Raw genomic sequence first — 23,374 nt, forward strand, 5'->3', positions numbered from 1 at the left:
CACACGTGGCACCCTCAATGCCGCGTTGAACCACTGGGGTCTCCAGAAAGGAACCCGCATGTTACAACGCATCCGTGTCGCCGCCCTCGCCCTCGTACTGGGCGTCTCAGGGACGATCGCCCTGGCCACGCCCGCGGCGTCGGCGGCCCCCACCCCCACCATCACCAAGGTCGAGCTCAGCCCGGCCGCGCCCGTCGTGGTCTTCGACAGCGATGTCAGCGTCACGTTCACGTTCACCACGACGAACGCGACCACGGCCGCACTCAAGCTCAACGGTGACACCGTGAACGTCACGTCCACGGCCGTCACGGGCGGGCTGAAGTGGACGGGCACCAAGTCCTTCGGCCCCGGCGCCGCCGGCAAGTGGAACTACGCCGCCACCGCCACCGGCGACGGCGGCTCGGTCACCCAGTCCGGCTCGTTCGACGTCGTCAGGGCGCTCACCACCACGTTCGGCGACTTCGACGCCAGCCCCGACCTCGTCGACAGGGGCGACACCATCCGGGTCACCGGCCGCCTCCTCGCCGACGGCAAGGGCTACGACGGCCAGAGCGTGTCCATCACCTTCCGCGAGCGCGGCTCCGACAGCTACCGTGAGGTCGCCAAGGTGACGACCGGGCGCGGCGGCTGGTTCGGCGCCCGCGTGCAGGCCAACGCCACCGGCTGGTGGCGCGCCGAGTTCGCGGCCACCGCCACTGCCAGGGCCTCCGTCAGCGACGCCGACAGGGTGGACGTCAGGCGCGCCAACCTCGGCAGCCGCATCGACGGCTTCGACGCCCGCCCCGAGCCCGTGGACAAGGGCGACAGGCTCTGGTTCTCCGGCGCCCTGCGCGTCGAGAGCCGTGGCGGCCTGGCCGGCCAGCGCGTGTCGATCTTCTTCAAGGCGGAGGGCTCCCGCCGCTGGGAGTACGTCACCAGCGACGTGACCGGCCGTCACGGCCGCTTCGGCGCTTCCGCCGAAGCCGTCACCTCGGGCTGGTGGCGCGCCGAGTACCGCGGCACGCGCGGCGTCAACGGCTCGGTCAGCCGGCCCGACTGGGTGACGGTCAACCAGCCCGCCCCGCCGCCGGTCGAGAAGGCGGACACGCGGCTGATCAAGTTCAACGCCTACCCGGAGCCGGTCAAGCGCGGCAAGTACCTGAGGTTCAGGGGCGTGCTGCAGGTCGACGACGAAGGCTCGTGGGAGGGGTACTCGGGCAAGGTGGCGCTGTTCTTCAAGCCGCTGGGCTCGAAGAAGTGGCAGTTCGTGAAGACGACCGGGTCGGGTGACAGCGGGCGGCTCTACACGAAGGTCAAGGCCTGGAAATCGGGACACTGGAAGTTCGTGTTCAGCGGTGACGGGGACACCTACGGCGATCACAGCCGTACGGACTACGTCCGCGTGAAGCGCTGATCACCCGAACACCGTAACGAGGCCCGGGGGGCACCTCCCCGGGCCTCGTTCTTCGCGGAGGTCTCTAGTTGGGCTGCTCTTCGGGGAGCTTGGCGTCGATGCGGACGAGGAGGGTCTCGATCGTGTCGAGCCGCTTCTCGACCTTGTCGATCCGCAGGTCGCGCAGGCCGTTGTCGTTGTGGATGGTCTGCACGAGTTGCGTCACCTTGGTCATGTCCGTCTGGAGCAGGTTGAGCCGCGTGTCGACATGAGTGAAGCGGTCATCGACCTCGGTGAAGTGCTCGTTCATCGTCAGCTTGACGTCGCTGATCTCGCGCTCGACGTCGGTGAAGCGGCGGTCCACCGACGTCTTGAAGTCGGCGAGGTCCGTCTTCACGTTGCCGAGTTCGGTCTCGACTCCGCCGAGTCGGCCCTTGACATCCCCGAATTCCTTGTCGACCCTTGCGAAGCCCTTGTCCATCCTGTCGAGGATGTTCTGTCCGACTGTGCCCACTCGGCGGTGAAGCTCGTCGAACCGTTCTGCGATGCTGGCGTCGGGCATGCCGCTCACCGTAGCTTTCTCCAGCCTCGCGACCCTGACCTGCAGGTCGCGGCACGTGTTCCGGAGGTCGAACATGTCGAATGCGCTCCTTTGCGCGTGGAGGGTAGGGAAGCGCCGCGCGGCACTTCCGGAAAGCTACCCTCCGTCCATGATCGACCGCAGAGAGATACAAGGAACAGTCGTATCTACTCGGCCTTCCGGAACTCCAGCACCGCCACCCCGAGCAGCACCACCCCCAGCCCCGCCACGATCCCCAGCTCCAACCCCACCGGCACCTGGAAGTCGAACCACCGCACCCCCGGGTTGAGCATCGCCTCGGCCGCCGCCGGTACGTCCAGGTGGGCGAACACGGCCTGCCGCATCGGATCCACCGCGTACGTCATCGGGTTGACCACCGTCAGCACGTGCAGCCACGACGGCAGGTTGGCCAGCGGGAACATGGCGCCCGACAGGAACATCATCGGCATGATCGCCATCTGCATCAGCCCGAAGAAGGTCTGCATGTTCTTCATCCGGGCGGCCAGCGTCACCCCGAAGGCCGTGATGGTGAACGCCGCCAGGAACATCTCCAGCAGCAGCGTGACGATCAGACCGGGCGCGTACGGCACCCCCACCAGCCCCGCCATCGCCACGATGATGATCCCCTGCCCGACGGCCACGACGGCCCCGCCGAGACATTTGCCGATCACGATCGCCCCCCGCGACACGGGCGCGACCAGCATCTCCCGCAGGAAGCCGAACTCGCGGTCCCACACGATGGACCCGGCCGAGAACATGGCCGTCATGATCACGGTCATGGAGATCATGCCGGGGTACATGAAGGTCCGGTAGTCGACCCCGGGGATCGAGCCCTGGACCAGCGACCCCAGCCCCGTCCCCATGACGAACAGCCACAACACGGGCTGCACGAGCATCGAGAGCATGCGGGTGCGGTCGTTGACGAAGCGCAGCATCTCGCGATGCAGCACGACCTTGACCGCCCGGAGGTCGTGCCCGGCACTGCGGGCCGGGACCCGGACGCTGATGGCCTCTGATGCCATGACTATCGCCTCGCCATCGCTCTCATCCACGCCAGGTTGTCGTTGCCCGCCTCGGCGTCGCGGATCGTGGAGCCGGTGTAGGACATGAACACGTCGTCGAGCGACGGCCGCGACACGCTCACCGACCTGATCGGCATGCCGAGCTCGGCGAACAGCCGCGGCACGAACTCCTCGCCGGACGCCACCGCGAACGTCACCGCGCCCTCGTGCACGGCCGCCTCCAGCCCGAACCGCTCCCGCAGCGCCTCGATCGCCGCGGGGTCGTCGGCGGTCTGGATCTGCACGCGGTCCTTGCCGACGCTGGCCTTGAGCGCCTCGGGCGAGTCGATGACCACGATCCGGCCGTGGTCGATGATCGCGATCCGGTCGCAGTACTCGGCCTCGTCCATGTAGTGCGTGGTCATGAAGATGGTGATGTCCTCGACGAGCCGCAGCTGGTTGATGTATCCCCAGATGGCCGAGCGGGTCTGCGGGTCGAGGCCGACGGTGGGCTCGTCGAGGAACAGCACGCGGGGCGAGTGCAGCAGCCCGCGCGCGATCTCCAGCCGCCGTTTCATGCCGCCGGAGAACGTCATGACCTTGGCGTCCTTGCGGTCCCACAGCGCGACCATCTCCATCACCTTGCGGATCCGGTCGTCCACCGCGGCCTTCGGCACGCCGTACAGCTCGGCGTGGAAGCGCAGGTTCTGCTCGGCGCTGAGGTAGCCGTCGAGGGTGGGGTCCTGGAAGACCAGGCCGATGTTCCTGCGGACCTGGTCGCGTTCCCTGACCACGTCGTGCCCGGCGACCGTGGCGCCGCCGCCTGTGGGGTTCACCAGGGTGCAGAGCATGCTGATGGTGGTGGTCTTGCCGGCGCCGTTCGGGCCGAGGAAGCCGAACACCTCGCCGGGACGCACCTCGAAGTCGACGCCCTTGACGGCCTCGACCTTCCCGTACGCCTTCTGTAATCCGCGTACGGACACCGCCGCGTCCGCGGGCATCTAGTCCTCCGCGAGGATCTGGAAGATGGACCGGCGCGTCTGCTTGATGAGCTTCTTGGCCTCGGCGAGCTGGCGGTCGCCGCCCGTGCGGACCAGGTGGCCGAAGGCCTCGTTGAGCTGGGCCCACAGCAGGCGCAGCTCGTGGTGGTCGTCGGGGACCGTGCGGGCCACCTCCTCCCAGGGCGCCTCCTCGGCGTGCCTGGCCGCCTGGGCGCGGCCCTGCTCGGTCAGCCGGTACGTACGGCTCCCGCCCGACTCGTCCCCGGCCACCAGGCCCTCGTCCTCCAGCTGCTGCAGCGCCGGGTAGACCGATCCCGGGCTGGGCCGCCACACGCCGCGGCTGCGCTCCTCGATGCCCTGGATCATCTGGTAGCCGTTCTGCGGCCCCTCGTGGAGGAGTGCCAGCAGGGCCGCCCTGACGTCGCCGCGCCGGATGCGGGGTGCGGCCTGCTCCCAGTGGACGACGTGGTGGGGCGGCGGTGGCGGGCCCGGCGGGAAGGGCATCGGCGCCGGCATCGGCATCCCCGGTGGCGGCGGTGGGGGAGCGTCCCAGAACTCGTGGTGGTCGCGCATGATCGCCTCCAACTATCGAGATATGGTGACGATATATCTAGATAGTTGAGCCGACAAGGCGATGGCAGGATGTTAACGAGCCTTAACGAACGCTCGCGGCGATCGCCGCGCGGGCCATCGCGTGCAGCATCGGGCGCATGTCCTGGGCCGGCAGCTCGCCCGCGCTGTGCGGGGTCGAGTTGAGCAGGCCGAACACCGCGTGGGTGGCCGCGCGCAGCCGCGCCGCGGGGCAGTCGGGGTGCAGCTCGGCCAGCACCGTCACCCACTCCTCGACGTAGAGCCGCTGCAGCCGCCTGATCTGCCGGCGCGCCGGCTCGGGCACGTTGCCCAGCTCCCTGTCGTGCACGGTGATCAGCGCCGGATGGTCCGTGGCGAAGGCGATCTGCACGTCCAGCAGCGCGTCCAGCGTCTCCTCCGGGCCGGCCGAGCCGGTCACGACCGTGACGGCCGACTCGCGCAGCCGCGAGCTGACGTCGAGCAGCATCTCCGACAGCAGCGCGTCCTTGCCGTCGAAGTGGCGGTAGAGCGCCGGCCCCGAGACGCCGACCGCGGCACCGATGTCCTCGATCGACACGCCGTGGAAGCCGCGGGCCGCGAACAGTCGGGCGGCCGCCTCCAGGATCTCCGCACGCCTGTTACGCCGGCTGCGGGTAGGGGTGTCAGAGGCCGTGGTCACGTCTCACATGCTAGACGATGACGTTAATGATGACTAACATCTGGAGCCATGAGGAGCGACTGGCCGGTGCTGAAGACGGCTGTGGAGCCCGCGAGCGAGGCGTACAAGCGCAACGCCGAGCTCAACGAGCGGCTCGCCGCGGAGCTGCTCGACCGTCTCGCGGCCGCCGCGCTCGGCGGCCCGGAGCGGTCGCGGCGGCGGCACGTCGAGCGCGGCAAGCTGCTGCCGCGCGAGCGCGTCGACGGCCTGCTCGACCCGGGCTCCCGGTTCCTGGAGCTGTCGCCGCTGGCCGCGAACGGCCTGTACGACGACCAGGCCCCGGCCGCGGGCATCATCACCGGCGTCGGCCGCGTCTCCGGCCGCGAATGCGTGATCGTCGCCAACGACGCCACCGTCAAGGGCGGCACGTACTACCCGGTCACGGTCAAGAAGCACCTGCGCGCGCAGGAGGTGGCGCTGCACAACCACCTGCCCTGCGTCTACCTCGTGGACTCCGGTGGAGCGTTCCTGCCCAGGCAGGACGAGGTGTTCCCCGACCGCGAGCACTTCGGCCGCATCTTCTACAACCAGGCCACCATGTCCGCGCGCGGCATCCCGCAGATCGCCGCCGTGCTCGGCTCGTGTACGGCCGGCGGCGCGTACGTGCCCGCCATGAGCGACGAGGCGGTCATCGTGCGCGGCCAGGGCACGATCTTCCTGGGCGGCCCGCCCCTGGTGAAGGCGGCGACCGGCGAGGAGGTCACGGCCGAGGAGCTGGGCGGCGGCGACCTGCACGCGCGCGTCAGCGGCGTCACCGACCACCTGGCCGAGGACGACGCGCACGCCCTGGCCATCGTCCGCGACATCGTCTCCACTCTGGCCCCGCGCGCCGGGCGGCCCTGGGAGACGATCGCGCCGGAGCCGCCCCGCCACGACCCCCGCGACCTGTACGGGCTGATCCCCGCCGACACCCGCCAGCCGTACGACGTGCGCGAGGTGATCGCCAGGATCGCCGACGGGTCGCGCTTCCTGGAGTTCAAGGCCGAGTACGGCTCGACGCTCGTCACCGGCTTCGCCCACGTCCACGGCCACCCGGTGGGCATCCTGGCCAACAACGGCATCCTGTTCAGCGAGTCGGCGATGAAGGGCGCGCACTTCATCGAGCTGTGCGACCAGCGCCGCATCCCCCTGCTGTTCCTGCAGAACATCAGCGGCTTCATGGTCGGCAAGGCGTACGAGGCGGGCGGCATCGCCAAGCACGGCGCCAAGATGGTGACGGCGGTGGCCTGCGCCCGGGTGCCCAAGTTCACGGTGGTGATCGGCGGGTCGTTCGGGGCGGGCAACTACGCGATGGCGGGGCGGGCGTACTCGCCCAGGTTCCTGTGGATGTGGCCGAACGCCCGCATCTCGGTCATGGGCGGCGAGCAGGCCGCGAACGTGCTCACCACGGTCGGCGACGCCGACCCCGACGCGATCAGGGCCCAGTACGAGCACCAGGGCAACCCCTACTACTCCACGGCCAGGCTCTGGGACGACGGCGTGATCGACCCGCTCGACACCCGCACGGTCCTGGGCCTGGCGCTGTCCGCGGCGGCCAACGCGCCGCTCGAGCCCGCCGGTTACGGCGTCTTCCGGATGTGACGCATGCTGTTCGACCGTGTTCTGATCGCCAACAGGGGCGAGATCGCCGTACGGATCGCGCGCACGCTGCGCGGGCTCGGCATCGCGTCCGTGGCCGTGCACACGCCGTCCGACGCGGGGGCCAGGCACGTCCGCGAGGCCGACCTGGCGCTTGAGGTGCCGAGCTATCTGGACCTCGAGGCCATCATCGGTGCGGCGCTGGCCTCCGGGGCGCAGGCCGTGCATCCCGGTTACGGGTTCCTGGCCGAGAACGCCGCGTTCGCGCGGCGCTGCGCCGAGGCGGGGCTGGTGTTCGCCGGGCCGCCCGCCGCCGCCATCGACGCGATGGGCGACAAGATCCGCGCCAAGGCCACCGTGTCCGCCGCCGGGGTGCCCGTGGTGCCCGGCGCCACCGAGCCGGGGCTGGAGGAGTGGCGCGACTTCCCCGCCCTGATCAAGCCGTCCGCCGGCGGCGGGGGCAAGGGCATGGTGCTCGTACGGTCGGCCGCCGCGCTGCCCGACGCCCTGGAGTCGGCACGGCGTACGGCGCTGGCCGCGTTCGGCGACGGCACACTGCTGATCGAGCGGTACGTCGAGAACCCCCGCCACATCGAGATCCAGATCCTGGCCGACACCCACGGCAACGTCGTGCACCTGGGCGAGCGCGAGTGCAGCCTCCAGCGCAGGCACCAGAAGATCATCGAGGAGGCGCCGTCGCCGTTCGTCTCCTCCGAGATGCGCGCCCGGATGGGCGCGGCGGCGGTCGAGGCCGCCCGCTCGGTCGGGTACGTGGGCGCCGGCACGGTCGAGTTCATCGTCGACGGCACCACCGGCGCCTACCACTTCATGGAGATGAACACCCGGCTCCAGGTGGAGCACCCGGTCACCGAGCTGGTGACCGGGCTGGACCTGGTGGAGCTGCAACTGCGGGTGGCGGCGGGGGAGCGGCTGCCGTTCGCGCAGGAGGACGTGCGGCTCGACGGGCACGCGGTGGAGGCCAGGGTGTACGCCGAGGATCCGGCGCGCGGCTTCCTCCCGACGGGCGGCCGGGTGCTGGCGCTACGGGAACCAGGCGGCGCGGGCCCGGCGGCGAGCGGTCCTGCGCCCGGCGGCGCGGGCCCGGCGGCGGGCGGACCTCCGCCCGGCGGGCAGCCGGTCGTCCGGGTGGACTCCGGGCTGGCCGAGGGCGGCGTCGTCGGCAGCGAGTTCGACCCCATGCTGTCGAAGGTCGTCGCCTGGGCGCCCGACCGGGCGACGGCGCTCAGGACGCTGGACCGGGCGCTGGCGGGCACGGCCGTCCTCGGCGTGGTGACCAACATCCCGTTCCTGCGGGCCCTGGCCGCGCATCCGGCCGTCGCGGCGGGCGAGCTGGACACAGGCCTGGTCGAGCGCGTCCTGCCCGACCTGGTGCCGGACGAGGCGCCGCCCGGCGAGGTCCTGGCCGCGGCGGCGCTCGTCTTCCACGCCAGGCCGCAGGGCGACGACCCGTGGGAGGTCACCGACGGGTGGCGGATCGGCGAGCGGGCCTGGACGACGTGGCGGCTGGAGTCCAGGGACGGCGTGCACGCGGTCCAGGTTCGCGGGCTGCCCGAAGAGTCCGCCGAAGTCCTGATAGATGGCGAAGCGGTGCCGGCGCGCATCCGGCCCGGCGCCGACCTGGCCGTGACGATCGGCGGGCGCACCACGCGCTACCTCTGCGTACGCGACGGCGACACCCTCTGGCTCGGCCGGGACGGCGCGTCCTGGCCGCTCACCCGGCACCTCATCGGCGACCCCGGCGACCGCGCGGGCGCCGCCGCGGCGGCGGACGGCGTGGTCAGGAGCCCCATGCCCGGCACCGTCCTGGTGGTCAAGGCCCAGCAGGGCGACCGGGTGAGCGAGGGCCAGCCGCTGCTCATCGTCGAGGCCATGAAGATGGAGCACACCGTCACGGCCCCGCGCGACGGCGTCGTCTCCGAGCTGTCCGTGCGGGCGGGCCAGCCGGTCGACATGGACGCCGTCCTGGCCGTGGTCACCAGCGAGGAGGCGTGATGCCGTACCCCGTCGAAGGTCTTCCGCACCAAGTCACGATCTACGAGGTCGGCCCGCGCGACGGCCTGCAGAACGAGTCGGCGGTCATCCCCGTCGAGGTGAAGGCCGAGTTCATCGACCGGCTCGCGGACGCCGGGCACAAGGTGATCGAGGCGACCAGCCTCGTGCACCCGAAGTGGGTGCCCCAGCTCGCCGACGCCGACCGGCTCCTGGCCGGGCTGCACAGGAGGCCGGGCGTGCGCTACCCCGTGCTCGTGCCGAACCCGCGCGGCCTCGACCGCGCCCTCGACCTGGGCGTGGACGAGATCGCCATCTTCGCCAGCGCCACCGAGACGTTCGCCGCCAAGAACCTGAACCGCAGCCTGGAGAGCCAGTTCGAGATGTTCGAGCCGGTCGTGGCCAGGGCGCTGGACAACGGGATCAGGGTGCGCGCGTACGTGTCGATGTGCTTCGGCGACCCCTGGGAGGGACCCACGCCGATCGCGCAGGTCGTCACGGTCGGCGAGCGGCTGCTCGGGCTGGGCTGCTACGAGCTGTCGCTGGGCGACACGATCGGCGTCGGCACGCCCGGCCACGTCACGGCGCTGATCGGGGCCTTCCGTACGCCGGAGCGGCTGGCCGTGCACTTCCACGACACCTACGGACAGGCGCTGTCCAACACCCTGGCAGCGCTGAGATCGGGCATCACCACCATCGACGCCTCCACGGGCGGCATCGGCGGCTGCCCGTACGCCGAGTCCGCCACCGGCAACCTGGCCACCGAGGACCTGGTCTGGATGCTGCGCGGCCTCGGTATCGAGACCGGCCTCGACCTGGGCAAGCTCGTGTCCACCAGCACCTGGCTGGCGGAGCTGCTCGGCAGGCCCAGCCCGTCCCGCGTCGTACAGGCGCTTTCGAAAGGCTGAGACATGCTCAACGACGAGTACCAAGAGCTGCGCAAGACGGTGGAGGCGTTCGCCCGCGACGTGGTCGCGCCGGTGATCGGCGACTTCTACGAGCGGGAGGAGTTCCCGTACGACGTCGTGCGGCAGATGGGCGCGATGGGGCTGTTCGGCCTGCCGATCCCCGAGGAGTACGGCGGGATGGGCGGCGACTACTTCGCCCTCTGCCTGGCCCTGGAGGAGCTGGCCAGGGTCGACTCCAGCGTGGCCATCACCCTGGAGGCGGCGGTGTCGCTCGGCGCGATGCCGATCTTCCGGTTCGGCACCGCCGAACAGCGCGCGGAGTGGCTGCCCAGGCTGGCCACCGGAGGGACGCTGGGCGCGTTCGGGCTCACCGAGCCGGGCGGCGGCTCCGACGTGCCGGGCGGCATGCGGACCACGGCCGCGCTCGACGGCCACGAATGGGTGATCAACGGGACGAAGGCGTTCATCACGAACTCGGGCACCGACATCACCGGCGTCGTCGGCGTGGCCGCGCTGACCGGCGAGCGGGAGATCTCCACGATCCTGGTGCCGAGCGGCACGCCCGGGTTCGCGGTGTCGAAGAAGTACTCCAAGGTCGGCTGGAACGCCTCCGACACGCGGGAGCTGTCGTTCACCGACTGCCGCGTCCCCGCCGGCAACCTGCTGGGCGAGCGCGGCCGCGGCTACGCGCAGTTCCTGCAGACCCTCGACGAGGGCCGCGTCGCGATCGCGGCGATCGGCGTGGGGCTGGCGCAGGGCTGCGTGGACGAGTGCCTGAGGTACGTCAGGGACCGCCGGGCCTTCGGCCATCCGATCGGCCACTACCAGGCCATCCAGTTCAAGATCGCCGACATGGAGGCCCGCACGCACACCGCCCGGCTGGCCTACTACCACGCGGCCGAGAAGATGCTGGCCGGGGTGCCGTTCAAGAAGGAGGCGGCGATCGCCAAGCTGGTCTCCTCGAACGCGGCGATGGACAACTCCCGGGAGGCGACGCAGATCTTCGGCGGGTACGGGTTCATGAACGAGTTCCCCGTCGGGCGTTTCTACCGCGACGCCAAGATCCTGGAGATCGGCGAGGGCACCAGCGAGGTGCAGCGGATGCTCATCGCGCGGCAACTCGGGCTGGGCGACCTGTGAACAGGTGTTTGCGTGATGCGCTCACGACGATCTAGGGTCGTTGGTCATGACGGCTGACGATCTTCTCATCAGGAGGGCGGAGAAGTCGGACGCGGACGAGGTGTTCGCGCTGGCCCGCGAGTTCGGCCTGACGTTCAGGCCGGAGCGCGACGCCTTCGACGCCGCGCTGCCCGCGCTGCTCGCCAACGATGACGCCCTGCTGCTCACCGCCGTCGTGGGCGGGCGGGTGCACGGCTACCTGCTCGGATTCGTGCATCTGACGCTCTTCGCGAACGGCCCGGTCGCCTGGGTCGAGGAGGCCATGGTCGGGTCGGGCTCGCGCCGGCAGGGGATCGGGCGGGCGCTGCTGGAGGAGTTCGAGCGGTGGGCCCGGTCGCGCGAGGCCGGGTACGTCGCGATGGCCACGCGGCGGGCGCCCGAGTTCTACCATGCGCTGGGGTACGAGGCGTCTGCCACGTTCTTCCGCAAGGTCCTGCGCTGACCTCTCCGCTGAGCGCGTAGAACGGGGCCTGGCGCACCTTTCTGTCACAGGCGGATGGCATCCTTGGGGCGTGAGTATCCACGCCGTGAGCCCCCTGTTCGTCGGGCGTGCCCGCGAGCTCGCCGCTCTCGGCGACGCCCTGGCCAGATCGCATGCCGGGGCGTCGTCCACCGTGCTGGTCGGTGGCGAGGCAGGAGTCGGCAAGACGCGGCTGGTCAAGGAGTTCGTCGACCACCGGGCGGGCGACGCCCTGGTGCTCGTCGGCGGCTGCCTGGAGCTGGGCACGGAGGGCCTGCCGTTCGCACCGTTCACCGCCGTGCTGCGCGGGCTGGTGCGGGAGCTGGGCCGCGACGCGGTGGCCGCGCTCGTGCCCGGCGGCAACGCGCGCGCCCTGGCGCGGCTGCTGCCCGAGTTCGGCGAGCCGGGCAAGGACGGGCCCGAGGCCAGGGCCCGGCTGTTCGAGCAGGTGCTCGGGCTGCTGGAGCGGCTGGCCGAGGAGCGGCCCGTGGTGCTGATCGTGGAGGACGCCCACTGGGCCGACCGCTCCACCCGCGACCTGCTGACGTTCCTCGTGCGCTACCAGCGTACGGCGGCCCGGCTGCTCCTCGTGGTCACCTACCGCACCGACGAGCTGCACCGCAACCACCCGCTGCGGCCGCTGCTCGCCGAGCTGGGCCGGGTCGAGTGGGTGACCAGGGCCGAGCTGCGCAGGCTGACCCGCAGGGAGGCCGTCGCGCTGGCCGCCGGGATCCTGGAGCGCGAGCCGTCCCCCGCCGACATGGACCTCATCTACGCGCGCAGCGAGGGCAACCCGCTGTTCGTCGAGGCGCTGCTCAACGAGTGCGGCGGCGGGGAGGCGCTGCCCGAGTCGCTGCGCGACCTGCTGCTGGCCAGCGTCGAGCGGCAGCCCGAGGAGACTCAGGAGCTGCTGCGCGTGGCCAGCGCCGGCGGCCAGCGCATCGAGCACGCCCTGCTCAGCGCCGTCGCCGGGCTCGACGAGAGCGCGCTGTCACGCGCGCTGCGCCCCGCGGTGGCGGGCAACGTGCTGGTGGTCGACGGCGAGGGCTACAGCTTCCGCCACGCGCTCATCCGCGAGGCGCTCCACGACGACCTGCTGCCCGGCGAGCACATCCGCCTGCACACCCGCTACGCCGAGGCGCTGGAGCGCGACCTGTCGATCCTGCCCGCCCCGCGCGGCGCGATCGAGCTGGCCCACCACTGGCACTCCGCCCACGACTCCACCTGGGCGCTGACCAGCGCCTGGCACGCCGCCGCCGCGGCCCGCAAGTCCACCGCCTACGACGAGCAGCTCCGCATGCTCTCCCGGGTGCTGGAGCTGTGGGACCAGGTGCCCGACGCCGCCGAGCGCATCGGCGCCGACCGCATCGACGTGCTCAGGCAGACGGCCACGGTCGCGCACCTGTCCGGCGAGTACGAGCGCAGCATCGCCCTGGCGACCGCCGCCCTCGACGAGCTCGACCACTGCGTCGACCCGATCAGGGCGGCCATGCTGCTGCGCCAGCGCGGCCTGACCCGCTACGACCTGGGCCGCACCGGCCACCTGGAAGACCTGCGCACCGCCGCCGGCCTCGTGCCCGCCGACCAGCTCAAGCTCCGCGGCCAGGTGCTGGAGAGCCTGTCGCGCATGCTCCACCGGCCGGAGGACCGGCCGGAGCGCCAGGCCACGGCCCGGCGCGCCATGGAGATCGGCCACGAGGTCGGCGACGCCAACGTCGAGGCGCACGCGATGATCAGTCTCACCTGGGGCCACTCCTGCTACGCCGAGATGGATTCCCAGCTCGCCGCGTTCGCCGAGGCACGCCGCATCGCCTACCGGGACGAAGCGTACAACGCGCTGATGCGCTGCGCGATCTCCGAGTCCGACGCGCTGGAAGGCGCCGGCATGCACGAGCGGGCCGCACAGGTCGCCCGCGAGGGCGTCGAGGAGGCCCGCCAGTACGGCCTGGCCCGCACGTCGGGCACGTTCCTGTCGATCAACCTGGCCGAGCCGCTGGTGTCGCTCGGGCGCTGGGACGAGGCGCTCCAGGTCGTCGAGCACGCGCTGGAGCTGGCGCCGCCCGCCCCGTACCGGGCCAGCCTGCAGGGGTTCGCCACCGACATCGCGCTGGCGCGCGGGCAGCTCGACCGGGCGGCGAAGCTGCTGGACGCGTCGCGGAGCGTGTTGTCACGCGGCAGCTACCGCGACCAGACGACGCTGCCCCACCTGTGCAGGGAGATCCGGCTGCTGCAGGCGCGGGGGCAGCTCGACCAGGCCGTCGAGACGGCGGCGCGGGCCCTGGAGGAGCGCGACCTGGTGAGCAACCCGCGGTACGCCTGGCCGGTGCTGGTGGCCATCGCGCGGCTCGTCTGGGATGTGGTGCCGTCGTCGCGGCTCCTGGACGCCACGGCGGGCCTCGGCGCGGTCGCACCGAGGGACGCCGCGCCGTCCGCGCCGTCCGCGCCGTCCGCGCGGTCCGGCGGGGCCGCGCCGTCCGCGCCGTCCACGGGGTCTGCGGGGTCTGCGGGGGCTGTGCCGTCTGCGGGGGTCGTGCAGCCCTTGGAGCTTGCGGAGCTCGGGGCGGTTGCGCGGCTCGCGCTGTCGCTGCTGCCGCGGCTGCGGGTGCTCGGCGGGGAGCTGATGGCCGAGGGCGACCAGCAGCAGGCGCACCGGCTCACGTTCGGCGCGCTGACCGGGCCCGAGGCGCCGCTGGAGCACGCCGCTGAGGCGGTCGCCTGGCGGCTCAAGGCCTGGGACCTGGCGGTGGGGGCGTGGGAGGCGCTGCGGGAGCCGTACGCCGAGGCGCTCAGCCTGTCGGCCGCGGCACAGGCGGCGCTCGCGTCCGGCGACCGGCAGGGGGCGGCGGCGCGGATCACCCGCTCCCGCGAGCTGGCCCGCGAGCTCGGCGCCACGCCGCTGCTCGAGCAGCTCGACACGTTCGCGCGGCGGGCCAGGATCGGCGGCGGCTCGGAGGAGGCCGCCGGTGGGCAGCCGCTCGGGCTGACGGCTCGGGAGCTGGAGGTGCTGCGGGAGGTGACGAACGGGCGGAGCAACCGGGAGATCGCCGAGGAGCTGGTGATCTCGGTGAAGACGGTGAGCGTGCACGTGTCGAACATCCTGGCCAAGCTGGGAGCCGCCACGCGCGGCGAGGCCGCGGCCACGGCCCACCGCCTGCGCCTGTTCGACTGACGCCCGCCCCTGCCCGCCGCCCCCACCTGTTCCGCTGATGCGCGCAAAGACGCCACGTCCGCGCCCGTTGGGCGAGCGGTTGGTTGTTGTGATGTCCCGACTGCGGCTGATGCCCGCTACGGCCCATCGGCCGCGGGCGGTGGCACCGCTGGAGTGGGTCCTGGAGTGGGTCACTGTGGCTTGTAGGGGGAGAACACCTTCCGGACCTCCTGGGGTGAGCAGGCGAGTGCGGTCTCGGCGGGCTCGGCGCCCGTGACGTGGGGCAGGTACACGACGAGGTCGTAGGCGTCCAGCGGGCTCACGGGGGCGTGGAACGAGCCGAAGCCGGCGCGCTGGACGGTGGCGGGGCGGGTGCCGTACGTGCTGAGTGCGATCTTCTTCCCGGCGGAGGAGCCCGGGGAGGGCGGCGTCAGGCCGTGAGCTGGGCTTCCAGGCGGTAGCCGTCCACGGTGACGTACACCTGGTCGCCCGGGCGGGCGTTCAGGCGCATGAGGACGGGCTGCAGCGAGTCGAAGACCGGCTGATGGCCCTGCCAGACCAGGACGATCGCGTTGTCGCCCGGCCCCGTCACCGACAGCAGGGTGCCGGGGCGCATGCCGAGCTGCGCCGCGTAACCCTCGGGGACCGCCACCGGGCCGCCCCTGAGGTGCTCGGGCGTGACCTCGATGCGCTGCCAGCGGCGCGGGTCGGAGGACGGGCTCGGCAGCGGCGGCGGAGGCGTGGACGGGGCGCCCGCCAGGCCGCCGGCGGGCAGCATCGACGAGCGCCCGCCCGACAGCGCCGACAGCGTGGCCAGCGCGGCCGAGGGGTCGATGGATCCGGCCGTGGCCGCCGGGATGGGCTGGCCGCCGCGGTGGTGGTGGCCGTTGGCGCCGGGCGTGCGGCGGGGGAGGGGCTGGGCCGGCGACGGGGCCGCGGCCACCGGGTCGGGACCTGTCTCGGGAGGCAGCGCGTCGAGCCACGCCTTGGCCGAGTGGGCGCGGATGCCCAGCTCGCCCATGAGCTCAACCATGTCGGCGTCGGGCGAGCTGGAGGCCAGGAGCTGCCTCGTACGGGCCTGCAGGCCGTGGATGTCGCCCACGACGAGCCAGCCGTCCTGGAGGCGGCGGTCCGGCATCAGCGTCACCAGCACCCGCCACAGCGGCGTGCGCAGCGACGGGACCATCACCGGGTGGGCCGGGTCCGCGCCGATGAGCTGGTCCTCGGTGGCCGCCGCGCCCAGCCACTCGGTCAGGCGGAACATGTGGCCGGTGACCGGCGCGGACTCGGAGGAACGCAGCCACTGCAGGACACGTTCCTCGGCGGTGCGCTGGGCCTGGGAGAGCGCCTCCCGCTCGACCAGCATCTTGTGGGCGAGCGTACGCAGGCTGACCGGGTCCTCGGCGAACAGCCGGTGCACGGCTACGGCCAGCTCCAGCTTGTCCAGGCTGCGGAAGAGGTTGTCCACGACCCGGACCATCGCGTGGTCGGTGTCCGAGGGGACGGGGGTGGAGTAGCCCTTGGCGGCGGGGTCGGTGCCGCTGGGGAGGGGCGGGATCGAGCCGGGCGGGGTGGATCCGGGCGCGCCGGGCAGCGCGGATCCGCCGGGACGGGAGCCGGGGGCGCCAGGGGCGGCGTTCGAGCCGGGGGCTCCGGAGCCGGGGACGCCGGGGAGGCCTGAGGCAGAGCCGGGGGAGCCGGGTGCGCCCGGGGCGGAACCGGGGGTGCCGGGACGGGACGGGAGGGCGTTCGGGTCCTGGCGCCCGGGCTGCGGGCCCGTGGGGCGCTGCGGGAGGCGTTCCTGCTGGCCGGGTGCCGGGCGTTGCGGCAGTCCGCCGCCCTCGCCGGCGAATCCCTGGCGCGGCCCGCCCTGGGGCTGCGCGGGGAACGAGCCCGTCTCACGCGACCCCGGCGTGCCGTCGGCCGCGGGGAACGGGCCGCTCTGGCGCTCGCCGGGTACGGCGGGGAAGGAGCCTGTCTGGCGCGCCTCCGGTCCGCCGTCGGCGGCAGGAACGGCCGGAAAGGAGCCGGTCTGGCGCTCGCCGGGCACGGCCGGGAACGAGCCGGTCTGACGCTCGCCGGGGAACGAGCCCGTCTGGCGCTCACCTGGTACGGCGGGGAACGAGCCGGTCTGCCGTTCACCGGGCACGGCCGGGAACGAGCCGGTCTGACGCTCGCCGGGAAAGGACCCCGTCTGGCGCTCACCCGGTACGGCGGGGAACGAGCCGGTCTGCCGTTCACCGGGCACCGCCGGGAAGGAGCCCGTCTGGCGTGCCCCCGGGCCGCTGTCGGCGGCTGCGGGCTGCGGGAAGGAGCCGGTCTGGCGCGCCCCGCCCGCCGACGAGGGCTGCGCGGGGAACGAGCCCGTACCGGGGGAGGAGGCGGGCGACTGGCCGCGCTGGAGCGGCCGCGTGACCTCCGGATGCCCGGCCTGGGCGGCGGCGACGGGAGCCTCGCGCTGGGCCGGGATCCGGCCGAGGATCTCGCGGAAGACCGACCCGATCACGGCCTCGGGCGTGGCCGACGGGGTCGTCAGGTCGCTGGGCGACAGGCGGCGCAGCCGCTGCCAGCCGCCGAGGCCGGTGATCGCCGTACGGGTGGCCTCGGGCCAGCCGGGCAGCGCGGGATCGATGTGGTGAACCGTCAGCGCGGGCAGCAGGTCGGCCAGCGGCAGGTGGTCCCATCGGGAGGAGGCCAGCCGGGCCAGCCGGTCGCAGATCCAGTCGAGCCCCGCCGTGCCGAGCGCCTTGGACAGCGCGAGAGAGGACCACCACCCCGCGGGCAGGCGCGGATCACCCAGCGCCTCGGCCACCTGCTGCGGGCGGCTCCAACGCAGCGCAGGGACTAGGTCGCTCAGGCAGATCGATGACTCGACTTCCATCGGCGGACCTTATCCTCCCCAGTGAGCCGCGTGGTGCTGCCCGTAACGCATGTGGCTAATGGTGCAGCCTACGCGGCAAGCTATCAATCAGTGTGAATAGGGTAAAGACGGTTCAGATCCAAACCGTACCGTGGACGGCCGCCCACCTGGGCCACACATTCGGCACCAGCACGGCAACCCGCCTGCAAGGCGGCCTGTTCGCCGGCGCCGAGCAGTTTCGCGGCGAGGTACCCGGCGGCGAACGCGTCACCCGCCCCCGTGGAGTCGACGACCTCGGCGGACACCCCCTCAGCGGTGGCCACCACCTCGCCGTCCACGGCGGCCAGCGCGCCCCGCGCACCCAGCTTCACCACGGCTGTGCCATATCTCTCACTCAAGTGTACGGCCGCCTGCTCCGCCGTCCGGGCCTCACTGAGGAGCAGGGCCTCGTCGAGGTTCGGGATGATCAGGCCGGCGGGCGCGGTCTCGCGGATGAAACGTTCGAGGCCGAACTCCTGCAGCGGGCCCGTGGAGGCCGGGTCGATGCTGATCGCGACGCCCGCCGCCGCGGCGTCCGCCATGGCCCGCCTGGCCAGGCCCAGCCCGGCCTCCGCGAACAGGACGTAACCCGACAGGTGCAGCCGCGCCACGCCGCCGAGCAGGGCCGGGTCCCAGTCGGCCGCCGAGATCAGGCCGCCGGCGCCGCGGTTGGTGAGCATCGAACGTTCACCGCTGCGGTCCACCATCGCGATCACGACGGCCGTGGGGCGGTCGGGGTCCACGACCATGTGCGGGTGCACGCCCGTCTTGACCAGCTCGGTGGTGTGCCATTCGCTGCTGTCGTAGCCGAGCCTGGCCAGCAGGTGCACCTCGGCGCCCAGGCAGGCGGCCCAGGCGGCGGTGTTCGCGCCGGAGCCGCCGGGGCGCAGCATGATGTCGGCGGCCGTGTCGGTGCCGGACCTCACAGGGGAGCCGTGCAACGCCACCACGTCGGTGACGACGTCCCCGATGATCAGGAGGCCGCTGTCGGTCACGATCGGGCCCAGGAGACGGCGATCCGGGCCGCCAGGGCGGTGTTGCCGCGCACGGCGGCCAGGTTGGCCTCCAGGGAGGCGCCGGCGGTGCCGTTCACCAGGTAACCGAGCAGGAACGGGGTGATCGCCTGCCCCTTGACGCCCTCGCGCTCGGCGGCGGCCAGCGCCTCGGCCAGCACGCGGTCGTGCAGCTCCGGGTCGAGCTGCTGGTCCTCGGGGACCGGGTTCGCCACGATCAGCGCGGTCTCGGGGCCGCCCAGGGCGTCCTGGCCGCGCATGATCGCCGCGGCCTCGTCGGGCGACTCGATCCGCCAGTCGATCGGCTGGCCGGAGGAGTGCAGATAGAAGCCGGGGAACGTGTCCGTGCCGAACCCCACCACGCTCACGCCCCGCGTCTCCAGCCGCTGCAGCGTCGCCGGCACGTCCAGGATCGATTTCACGCCCGCGCAGACGACGGTGATCCGCGTGCGGGCGAGCGTGTCCAGGTCGGCGGACTCGTCCTGGTCCTCGGTCCAGTCGCGGTGCACGCCGCCGAGGCCGCCGGTGGCGAACACCCGGATCCCGGCGCGCGCGGCCAGGAACGACGTGGCCGACACCGTGGTCGCGCCGCTGGCCTTCAGCGCCGCGGCCAGGGGCAGGTCGCGCTGGCCCAGCTTGCGCAGCCCGGGCTCGGACGCGATGCGCTCCAGCTCCGCCTCGTCCAGGCCGATGCGGGGCGCGCCGTCCAGGACGGCGATGGTGGCCGGCACGGCGCCCGCCGCCCGTACGACTCCCTCCAGCTCACGCGCCACCTCCAGGTTGCGCGGCTGCGGCAGCCCGTGGGAGATGATCGTGGACTCCAGCGCCACGACCGGCGCGCCCGCCGCCAGGGCCTCGGCGACCTCGTCGGACGGCTGCAGGAGGGAGTCGGCGGTGCTGTGCATGGTGAGTTTCGTGCTCCTTGAGTGGTGCTGGACCTGCGTTCCTGGAACGGCCGATTTTGCGGCATTTGTTCCAAACGGAGCAGGATACGGGGCCCCTGGCCTGGCCGTCCACTCCTGAGGATCACACGAGAAGCGCGACCCCCGCCAGGGACGTGACCGCGATGATCGCCGTGGCGATGCCGCCGAGCCGCGCCGCCCGGCCGCCCCGCAGGAGCCGGCGTACGTCGATGCCGGTGCCGAGGCCGAACAGGGCGGCGGCCATGAGCACGTTCGTCACGCCGGGGAGCGCGCGGGTCACCGCCGCGGGCACCAGCCCGGTGCTCCGGACGGCCACCATCGCCAGGAACGCCACCACGAACAACGGCACCACCGGTGGCCTCCGCCGCCCCGCGTCCGCCGTCGGTCGTGCGTCCGGTGGCGTCCCGGCGTCCGGCGTCGGCTCCGCGTCCGCTGTCCCTCTCGCGTCCGGTGTCCGCACCGCGGCGGGGAGCCGACGTTGCCGGTAGGCGGTCAGTGCCACGATCGGGGCGAGGAGGATGACGCGGCCGAGCTTGACCGTCACGGCCGTGGCCAGCACGCCCGCGGTGGCGCCGATCGCGGCCACCTGCGCCACCTCGTGCACGGCCGCGCCCGTCCACACGCCGAGCTGGGCCGGCGACAGGTCCATGAGGCCCGCCAGCAGGGGGATCAGGGCGATGGCCGCGGTCCCGTACAGCACCACGACGCCGAGCGCGCTCGCGGCGGCCTCGTCCTCGTCGGGCAGGTCCGTGCTCTCGCGCATCGCGGCGATGGCGGCGGCGCCGCAGATGGACACGCCCGTGGCGATGAGCAGCGACGTGCCGCGGCTCAGGCCCAGCCTGCGCCCGATCGCCGGCGTCACGGCGAACGTCACCCCGGTCGCCACCGCCACGACGGCCAGGCTCTGCCAGCCGAGCGCCAGCACCTGAGGCACGGCGATCTGCAGGCCCAGCAGGGCGATCGCCACCCGCAGCACCCGCCTGGACACGAACGCGAGCCCCGGCCGCAGCCGCTCGCCGACACCCACCACGCTCGCCACGGCCGCTCCCGCCGCGACGGCCACGACGGCGGGGGAGAGGGCCGGGACGAGCCGGTTGAGGAGCGCCGCCAACACCACCGCCACGCTCGCCGCGGCCACCCCCGGCCAGAGCAGCCCGACCCGCGCCCGTGCCCGCCGCACCCACCACCCGCCTGCCTCATCGAGGCCGCTCCATCGACGGCCAGGTCCGGCCAGGTGTGCCCCTCTGGAGCGGGGCCCCGCGATGTGTGCCCACCAGGAGCGGGGAGTCGAAAGGCCTTCGGGGTGTGATTGCAGGGTGGGCCGGCCAGGGTGTGGCTGGTGGTTCCATACCGTGCGTGGCCGGGGCCGCTGGGGGTGGTCGCGGGCGGCGGGGTCGTGCGGGCTGGTGAGCATGATCCCAGTCTTCGGAGCGGGAGGAACGCCCGGTAGCCATGCCTTGCCTGGGAGGTCATAGCCTGAGGCTATGAGTGCGCTGCCGGATCTCGACTCGCTCAAGCTCCTCGTCGACGTAGGCGAGCTGGGCAGCCTCGGGCGGGCGGCCAGGGCGGCCGGGATCGCGCAGCCGTCCGCCAGCAAGCGGATCGCCCTGCTCGAACGCCGCCTCGGCCTCCCCCTGCTCGAACGCACCCCGCGCGGCTCCGTGCTCACCGCCGAGGGCAAGATGGTGGCCGGCTGGGCCACGCAGGTGCTCGCCGCCGCCCAGGAGCTGATGCGCGCCGTCCAGGCCGTACGTCTCAGCGAGGCCGCTCACCTGCGGGTGGCGTCGAGCATGACGGTGGCCGAGTACCTGGTGCCGCGCTGGCTCGGCGAGCTGCAGCACCGGGAGCCCGAGGTCCAGGTGGGGCTGGACGTCGTCAATTCGGCCGACGTCGCGGCCAGGGTGCTGGCCGGGGAGGTGGAGCTGGGGTTCGTCGAAGGGCCGAGCGTGCCGGACGGGCTGGACGTGCGGGTCGTGGGGACCGATCGGCTCGTGGTCGTGGTGGCGCCCGCGCATCCGTGGGCGCGCCGCCGCACCGTGCTCAGGGGGCCGGAGCTGGCCGCCACGCCGCTCGTCGTGCGGGAGACCGGCTCCGGTACGCGGGAGACGCTCGACGTGGCGTTCGCCGCGATGCATCGGGCCAGCCCGCGGCTGGAGCTGGGGTCGAACTCGGCGGTGAAGGGAGCGGCGCAGGCGGGGGTGGCGCCGGCGGTGCTGAGCGGGTACGCGGTGGAGTCCGACGTGGCGACGGGGCGGCTGGTGGAGGTGCCGCTCACGGGCGTCAACCTGGTCCGCAGCCTGCGCGCGGTGTGGCGCCGCGGCCGCCCCCTGACCGGCCCCGCCGCCACTCTCCTGTCCATCGCGACCCGCCCTTGACCTGCGCAGCCGCGCCGCTCCTGCCCAGCGCTGCCCACCCCCGAACGGCTCCTGCCACCATCGCGCGCTGACCGGCTGTCGATGGGGTGGGGCGTTGACGGGTGGGGCGGGGCGGGTCGTAGGGTGCGAAGGTGGGTTCGTATGACGTGGTCGTGGCAGGCGGCGGGCACAACGGGCTGGTCGCGGCGGCGTACCTCGCCGGTGCCGGGCGGCGGGTGCTGGTGCTGGAGCGGTACGCGCACGTGGGCGGCCTGGCCGTCTCCGCGCGGGCGTTCCCCGGCGTGGACGTGCGGCTGTCCCGGTACTCCTACCTGGTGAGCCTGCTGCCCACCCAGATCGTCCGCGACCTGGGGCTCGACCTGGAGCTGCGCCGCCGCCGGTACGCCTCCTACACCCCCAAGGGCGACACGGGCCTGCTCGTCGACAACGAGGACGACCTGCGTACGGCGGCCTCGTTCAGGAGCGTCACGGGCGGAGAGGCCGACCACGAGGCGTGGCGGCGCTTCTACGGCATGACCGCGGAGGTGGCCCGGGCCCTCGCCCCGACGCTGCTCCAGCCGCTGCGCCCCCAGGCCGAGATCGAGCGCCTGGTGGGGCAGGAGGCGTGGCGTGACCTGTTCGCGCGGCCGATCGGGGAGACGGTGGACGAGCGGTTCCGCGACGACACCGTGCGCGGCGTCGTGCTGACCGACGCGCTGATCGGCACGTTCGCCGACCCGGCCACCGACCTGCTGGCCAACCGGTGCTTCCTCTACCACGTGATCGGCGACGGCACCGGCGACTGGAACGTCCCGGTCGGCGGGATGGGCGCGGTGTCCGGGGCGCTGGAGGCGGCGGCCAGGCGGGCGGGCGCCGAGATCAGGACGGGGGCGGAGATCGTCGGCATCTCGCCGTCGGGCGAGGTGACGTTCGTGACGGACGACGGCGAGCACACCGTGAGCGGCGGGCACGTGCTGGTGAACCTGCCTCCGGCCGTGCTCGACCGGGTGATGGGCCGGCCGGAGACGGTGCCCGAGGGGGCGCAGCTCAAGGTCAACATGGTGCTCACGCGGCTGCCCCGGCTCAAGGACGCCGCGGTGGATCCGCGGGCGGCCTTCAGCGGGACGTTCCACATCAACGAGGGACGTGATCAGCTCGCGGCGGCGTACGAGCAGGCGGCGCGCGGTGAGATCCCCGAGCTGCCGCCCGCCGAGGTCTACTGCCACTCGCTGACCGACGCCTCCATCCTCGGGCCCGGGCTGCGGGGCAGGGCCGAGACGATGACGCTGTTCGGCCTGCACCTGCCCGCCCGCCTCTTCAGGAAAAATCCGGACAAGGCGAGGAAGCTGGCCCTGGACGCCACCTTCGCCTCCATGAACGCGGTCCTCGCCGAGCCCATCGAGGACTGCCTGCTCACCGCCCCCGACGGCACCCCGTGCGTCGAGGTCAAGACACCCGTGGACCTCGAACGGGACGCCGGGCTGCCCGGCGGCCACATCTTCCACACCGACCTGAGCTGGCCGTACGCCGAGGACGGCGGGTGGGGCGTGGAGACCGAGCACGAGCGCATCCTGATGTGCGGCGCGGGCGCCCGCAGGGGCGGCGGCGTCAGCGGGATCGGTGGCCACAACGCCGCCATGGCACTCCTGCGCGGCTAGCC

At 72.9% G+C, this 23,374-nt stretch carries 19 protein-coding genes; 9 read left to right on the top strand and 10 right to left on the bottom strand.

What is annotated here, in order from left to right; all coding sequences use genetic code 11:
* Positions 1-58: 58 nt before the first annotated feature.
* Complete coding sequence (locus HD593_RS15370) at positions 59-1,393, top strand: hypothetical protein (RefSeq protein ID WP_185102811.1); 1,335 nt, start codon at positions 59-61, stop codon at positions 1,391-1,393.
* Between the two features lie 64 nt (positions 1,394-1,457).
* Here the strand turns inward: HD593_RS15370 and HD593_RS15375 are convergent, their stop codons facing one another.
* From HD593_RS15375 to HD593_RS15395, 5 genes are all read right to left on the bottom strand, one after another.
* Positions 1,458-1,934: a hypothetical protein gene (locus HD593_RS15375; protein ID WP_185102812.1), complete on the bottom strand. Its 477-nt coding sequence runs from the start codon at positions 1,932-1,934 to the stop codon at positions 1,458-1,460.
* 185 nt (positions 1,935-2,119) lie between these two features.
* A complete protein-coding gene (locus tag HD593_RS15380; RefSeq protein WP_185102813.1) occupies positions 2,120-2,974 on the bottom strand; it encodes an ABC transporter permease in 855 nt (284 codons plus the stop codon).
* Between the two features lie 2 nt (positions 2,975-2,976).
* Positions 2,977-3,954, bottom strand: a complete 978-nt coding sequence (locus HD593_RS15385) for an ATP-binding cassette domain-containing protein (RefSeq protein ID WP_185102814.1) — start codon at positions 3,952-3,954, stop codon at positions 2,977-2,979.
* Positions 3,955-4,527, bottom strand: a complete 573-nt coding sequence (locus tag HD593_RS15390) for a PadR family transcriptional regulator (RefSeq protein WP_185102815.1) — start codon at positions 4,525-4,527, stop codon at positions 3,955-3,957.
* 82 nt (positions 4,528-4,609) lie between these two features.
* A complete protein-coding gene (locus tag HD593_RS15395; protein ID WP_185102816.1) occupies positions 4,610-5,203 on the bottom strand; it encodes an SACE_7040 family transcriptional regulator in 594 nt (197 codons plus the stop codon).
* Positions 5,204-5,269: 66 nt separating this feature from the next.
* Between HD593_RS15395 and HD593_RS15400 the strand changes: the two genes are divergently transcribed.
* The 6 genes from HD593_RS15400 to HD593_RS15425 all read left to right on the top strand — a co-directional run bounded on the left by HD593_RS15400 (position 5,270) and on the right by HD593_RS15425 (position 14,546).
* Positions 5,270-6,823: a carboxyl transferase domain-containing protein gene (locus HD593_RS15400; RefSeq protein WP_379478865.1), complete on the top strand. Its 1,554-nt coding sequence runs from the start codon at positions 5,270-5,272 to the stop codon at positions 6,821-6,823.
* A 3-nt stretch (positions 6,824-6,826) separates the two neighbouring features.
* Positions 6,827-8,833: an acetyl/propionyl/methylcrotonyl-CoA carboxylase subunit alpha gene (locus HD593_RS15405; RefSeq protein ID WP_185102818.1), complete on the top strand. Its 2,007-nt coding sequence runs from the start codon at positions 6,827-6,829 to the stop codon at positions 8,831-8,833.
* Positions 8,833-9,738 carry a hydroxymethylglutaryl-CoA lyase gene (locus HD593_RS15410; protein ID WP_185102819.1) on the top strand — a complete coding sequence of 302 codons (906 nt, stop codon included), beginning with the start codon at positions 8,833-8,835 and terminating at the stop codon, positions 9,736-9,738. Before HD593_RS15405 ends, HD593_RS15410 begins: the two co-directional genes overlap by 1 nt.
* Positions 9,739-9,741: 3 nt before the next feature.
* Complete coding sequence (locus tag HD593_RS15415; RefSeq protein WP_185102820.1) at positions 9,742-10,878, top strand: acyl-CoA dehydrogenase family protein; 1,137 nt, start codon at positions 9,742-9,744, stop codon at positions 10,876-10,878.
* 46 nt (positions 10,879-10,924) lie between these two features.
* Complete coding sequence (locus tag HD593_RS15420; RefSeq protein ID WP_185102821.1) at positions 10,925-11,359, top strand: GNAT family N-acetyltransferase; 435 nt, start codon at positions 10,925-10,927, stop codon at positions 11,357-11,359.
* A 70-nt stretch (positions 11,360-11,429) separates the two neighbouring features.
* Complete coding sequence (locus HD593_RS15425; RefSeq protein ID WP_312903483.1) at positions 11,430-14,546, top strand: helix-turn-helix transcriptional regulator; 3,117 nt, start codon at positions 11,430-11,432, stop codon at positions 14,544-14,546.
* A gap of 170 nt (positions 14,547-14,716) precedes the next feature.
* Here the strand turns inward: HD593_RS15425 and HD593_RS63375 are convergent, their stop codons facing one another.
* The 5 genes from HD593_RS63375 to HD593_RS15450 form a co-directional block, all read right to left on the bottom strand.
* Positions 14,717-14,848 carry a hypothetical protein gene (locus HD593_RS63375; RefSeq protein WP_281402460.1) on the bottom strand — a complete coding sequence of 44 codons (132 nt, stop codon included), beginning with the start codon at positions 14,846-14,848 and terminating at the stop codon, positions 14,717-14,719.
* A 107-nt stretch (positions 14,849-14,955) separates the two neighbouring features.
* Positions 14,956-17,406, bottom strand: coding sequence for a hypothetical protein (locus HD593_RS63380; RefSeq protein WP_185102822.1), 2,451 nt, complete (start codon positions 17,404-17,406; stop codon positions 14,956-14,958).
* Positions 17,407-17,489: 83 nt separating this feature from the next.
* A complete protein-coding gene (locus HD593_RS15440; protein WP_185102823.1) occupies positions 17,490-18,419 on the bottom strand; it encodes a carbohydrate kinase family protein in 930 nt (309 codons plus the stop codon).
* A complete protein-coding gene (locus tag HD593_RS15445) occupies positions 18,416-19,342 on the bottom strand; it encodes a pseudouridine-5'-phosphate glycosidase (protein WP_185102824.1) in 927 nt (308 codons plus the stop codon). Before HD593_RS15445 ends, HD593_RS15440 begins: the two co-directional genes overlap by 4 nt.
* Before the next feature lie 121 nt (positions 19,343-19,463).
* Complete coding sequence (locus tag HD593_RS15450) at positions 19,464-20,540, bottom strand: YeiH family protein (protein ID WP_221524776.1); 1,077 nt, start codon at positions 20,538-20,540, stop codon at positions 19,464-19,466.
* Positions 20,541-20,844: 304 nt separating this feature from the next.
* On the opposite strand from HD593_RS15450, the gene HD593_RS15455 reads away from it, so the two are divergent.
* Both HD593_RS15455 and HD593_RS15460 read left to right on the top strand, forming a co-directional pair.
* Positions 20,845-21,735, top strand: a complete 891-nt coding sequence (locus tag HD593_RS15455; protein ID WP_185102826.1) for a LysR family transcriptional regulator — start codon at positions 20,845-20,847, stop codon at positions 21,733-21,735.
* Positions 21,736-21,866: 131 nt separating this feature from the next.
* Complete coding sequence (locus HD593_RS15460; protein ID WP_185102827.1) at positions 21,867-23,372, top strand: phytoene desaturase family protein; 1,506 nt, start codon at positions 21,867-21,869, stop codon at positions 23,370-23,372.
* The last annotated feature ends 2 nt before the right edge of the window (positions 23,373-23,374 follow it).

This window comes from Nonomuraea rubra, assembly GCF_014207985.1.
In the GTDB taxonomy this organism is placed as follows: Bacteria; Actinomycetota; Actinomycetes; order Streptosporangiales; family Streptosporangiaceae; genus Nonomuraea; species Nonomuraea rubra.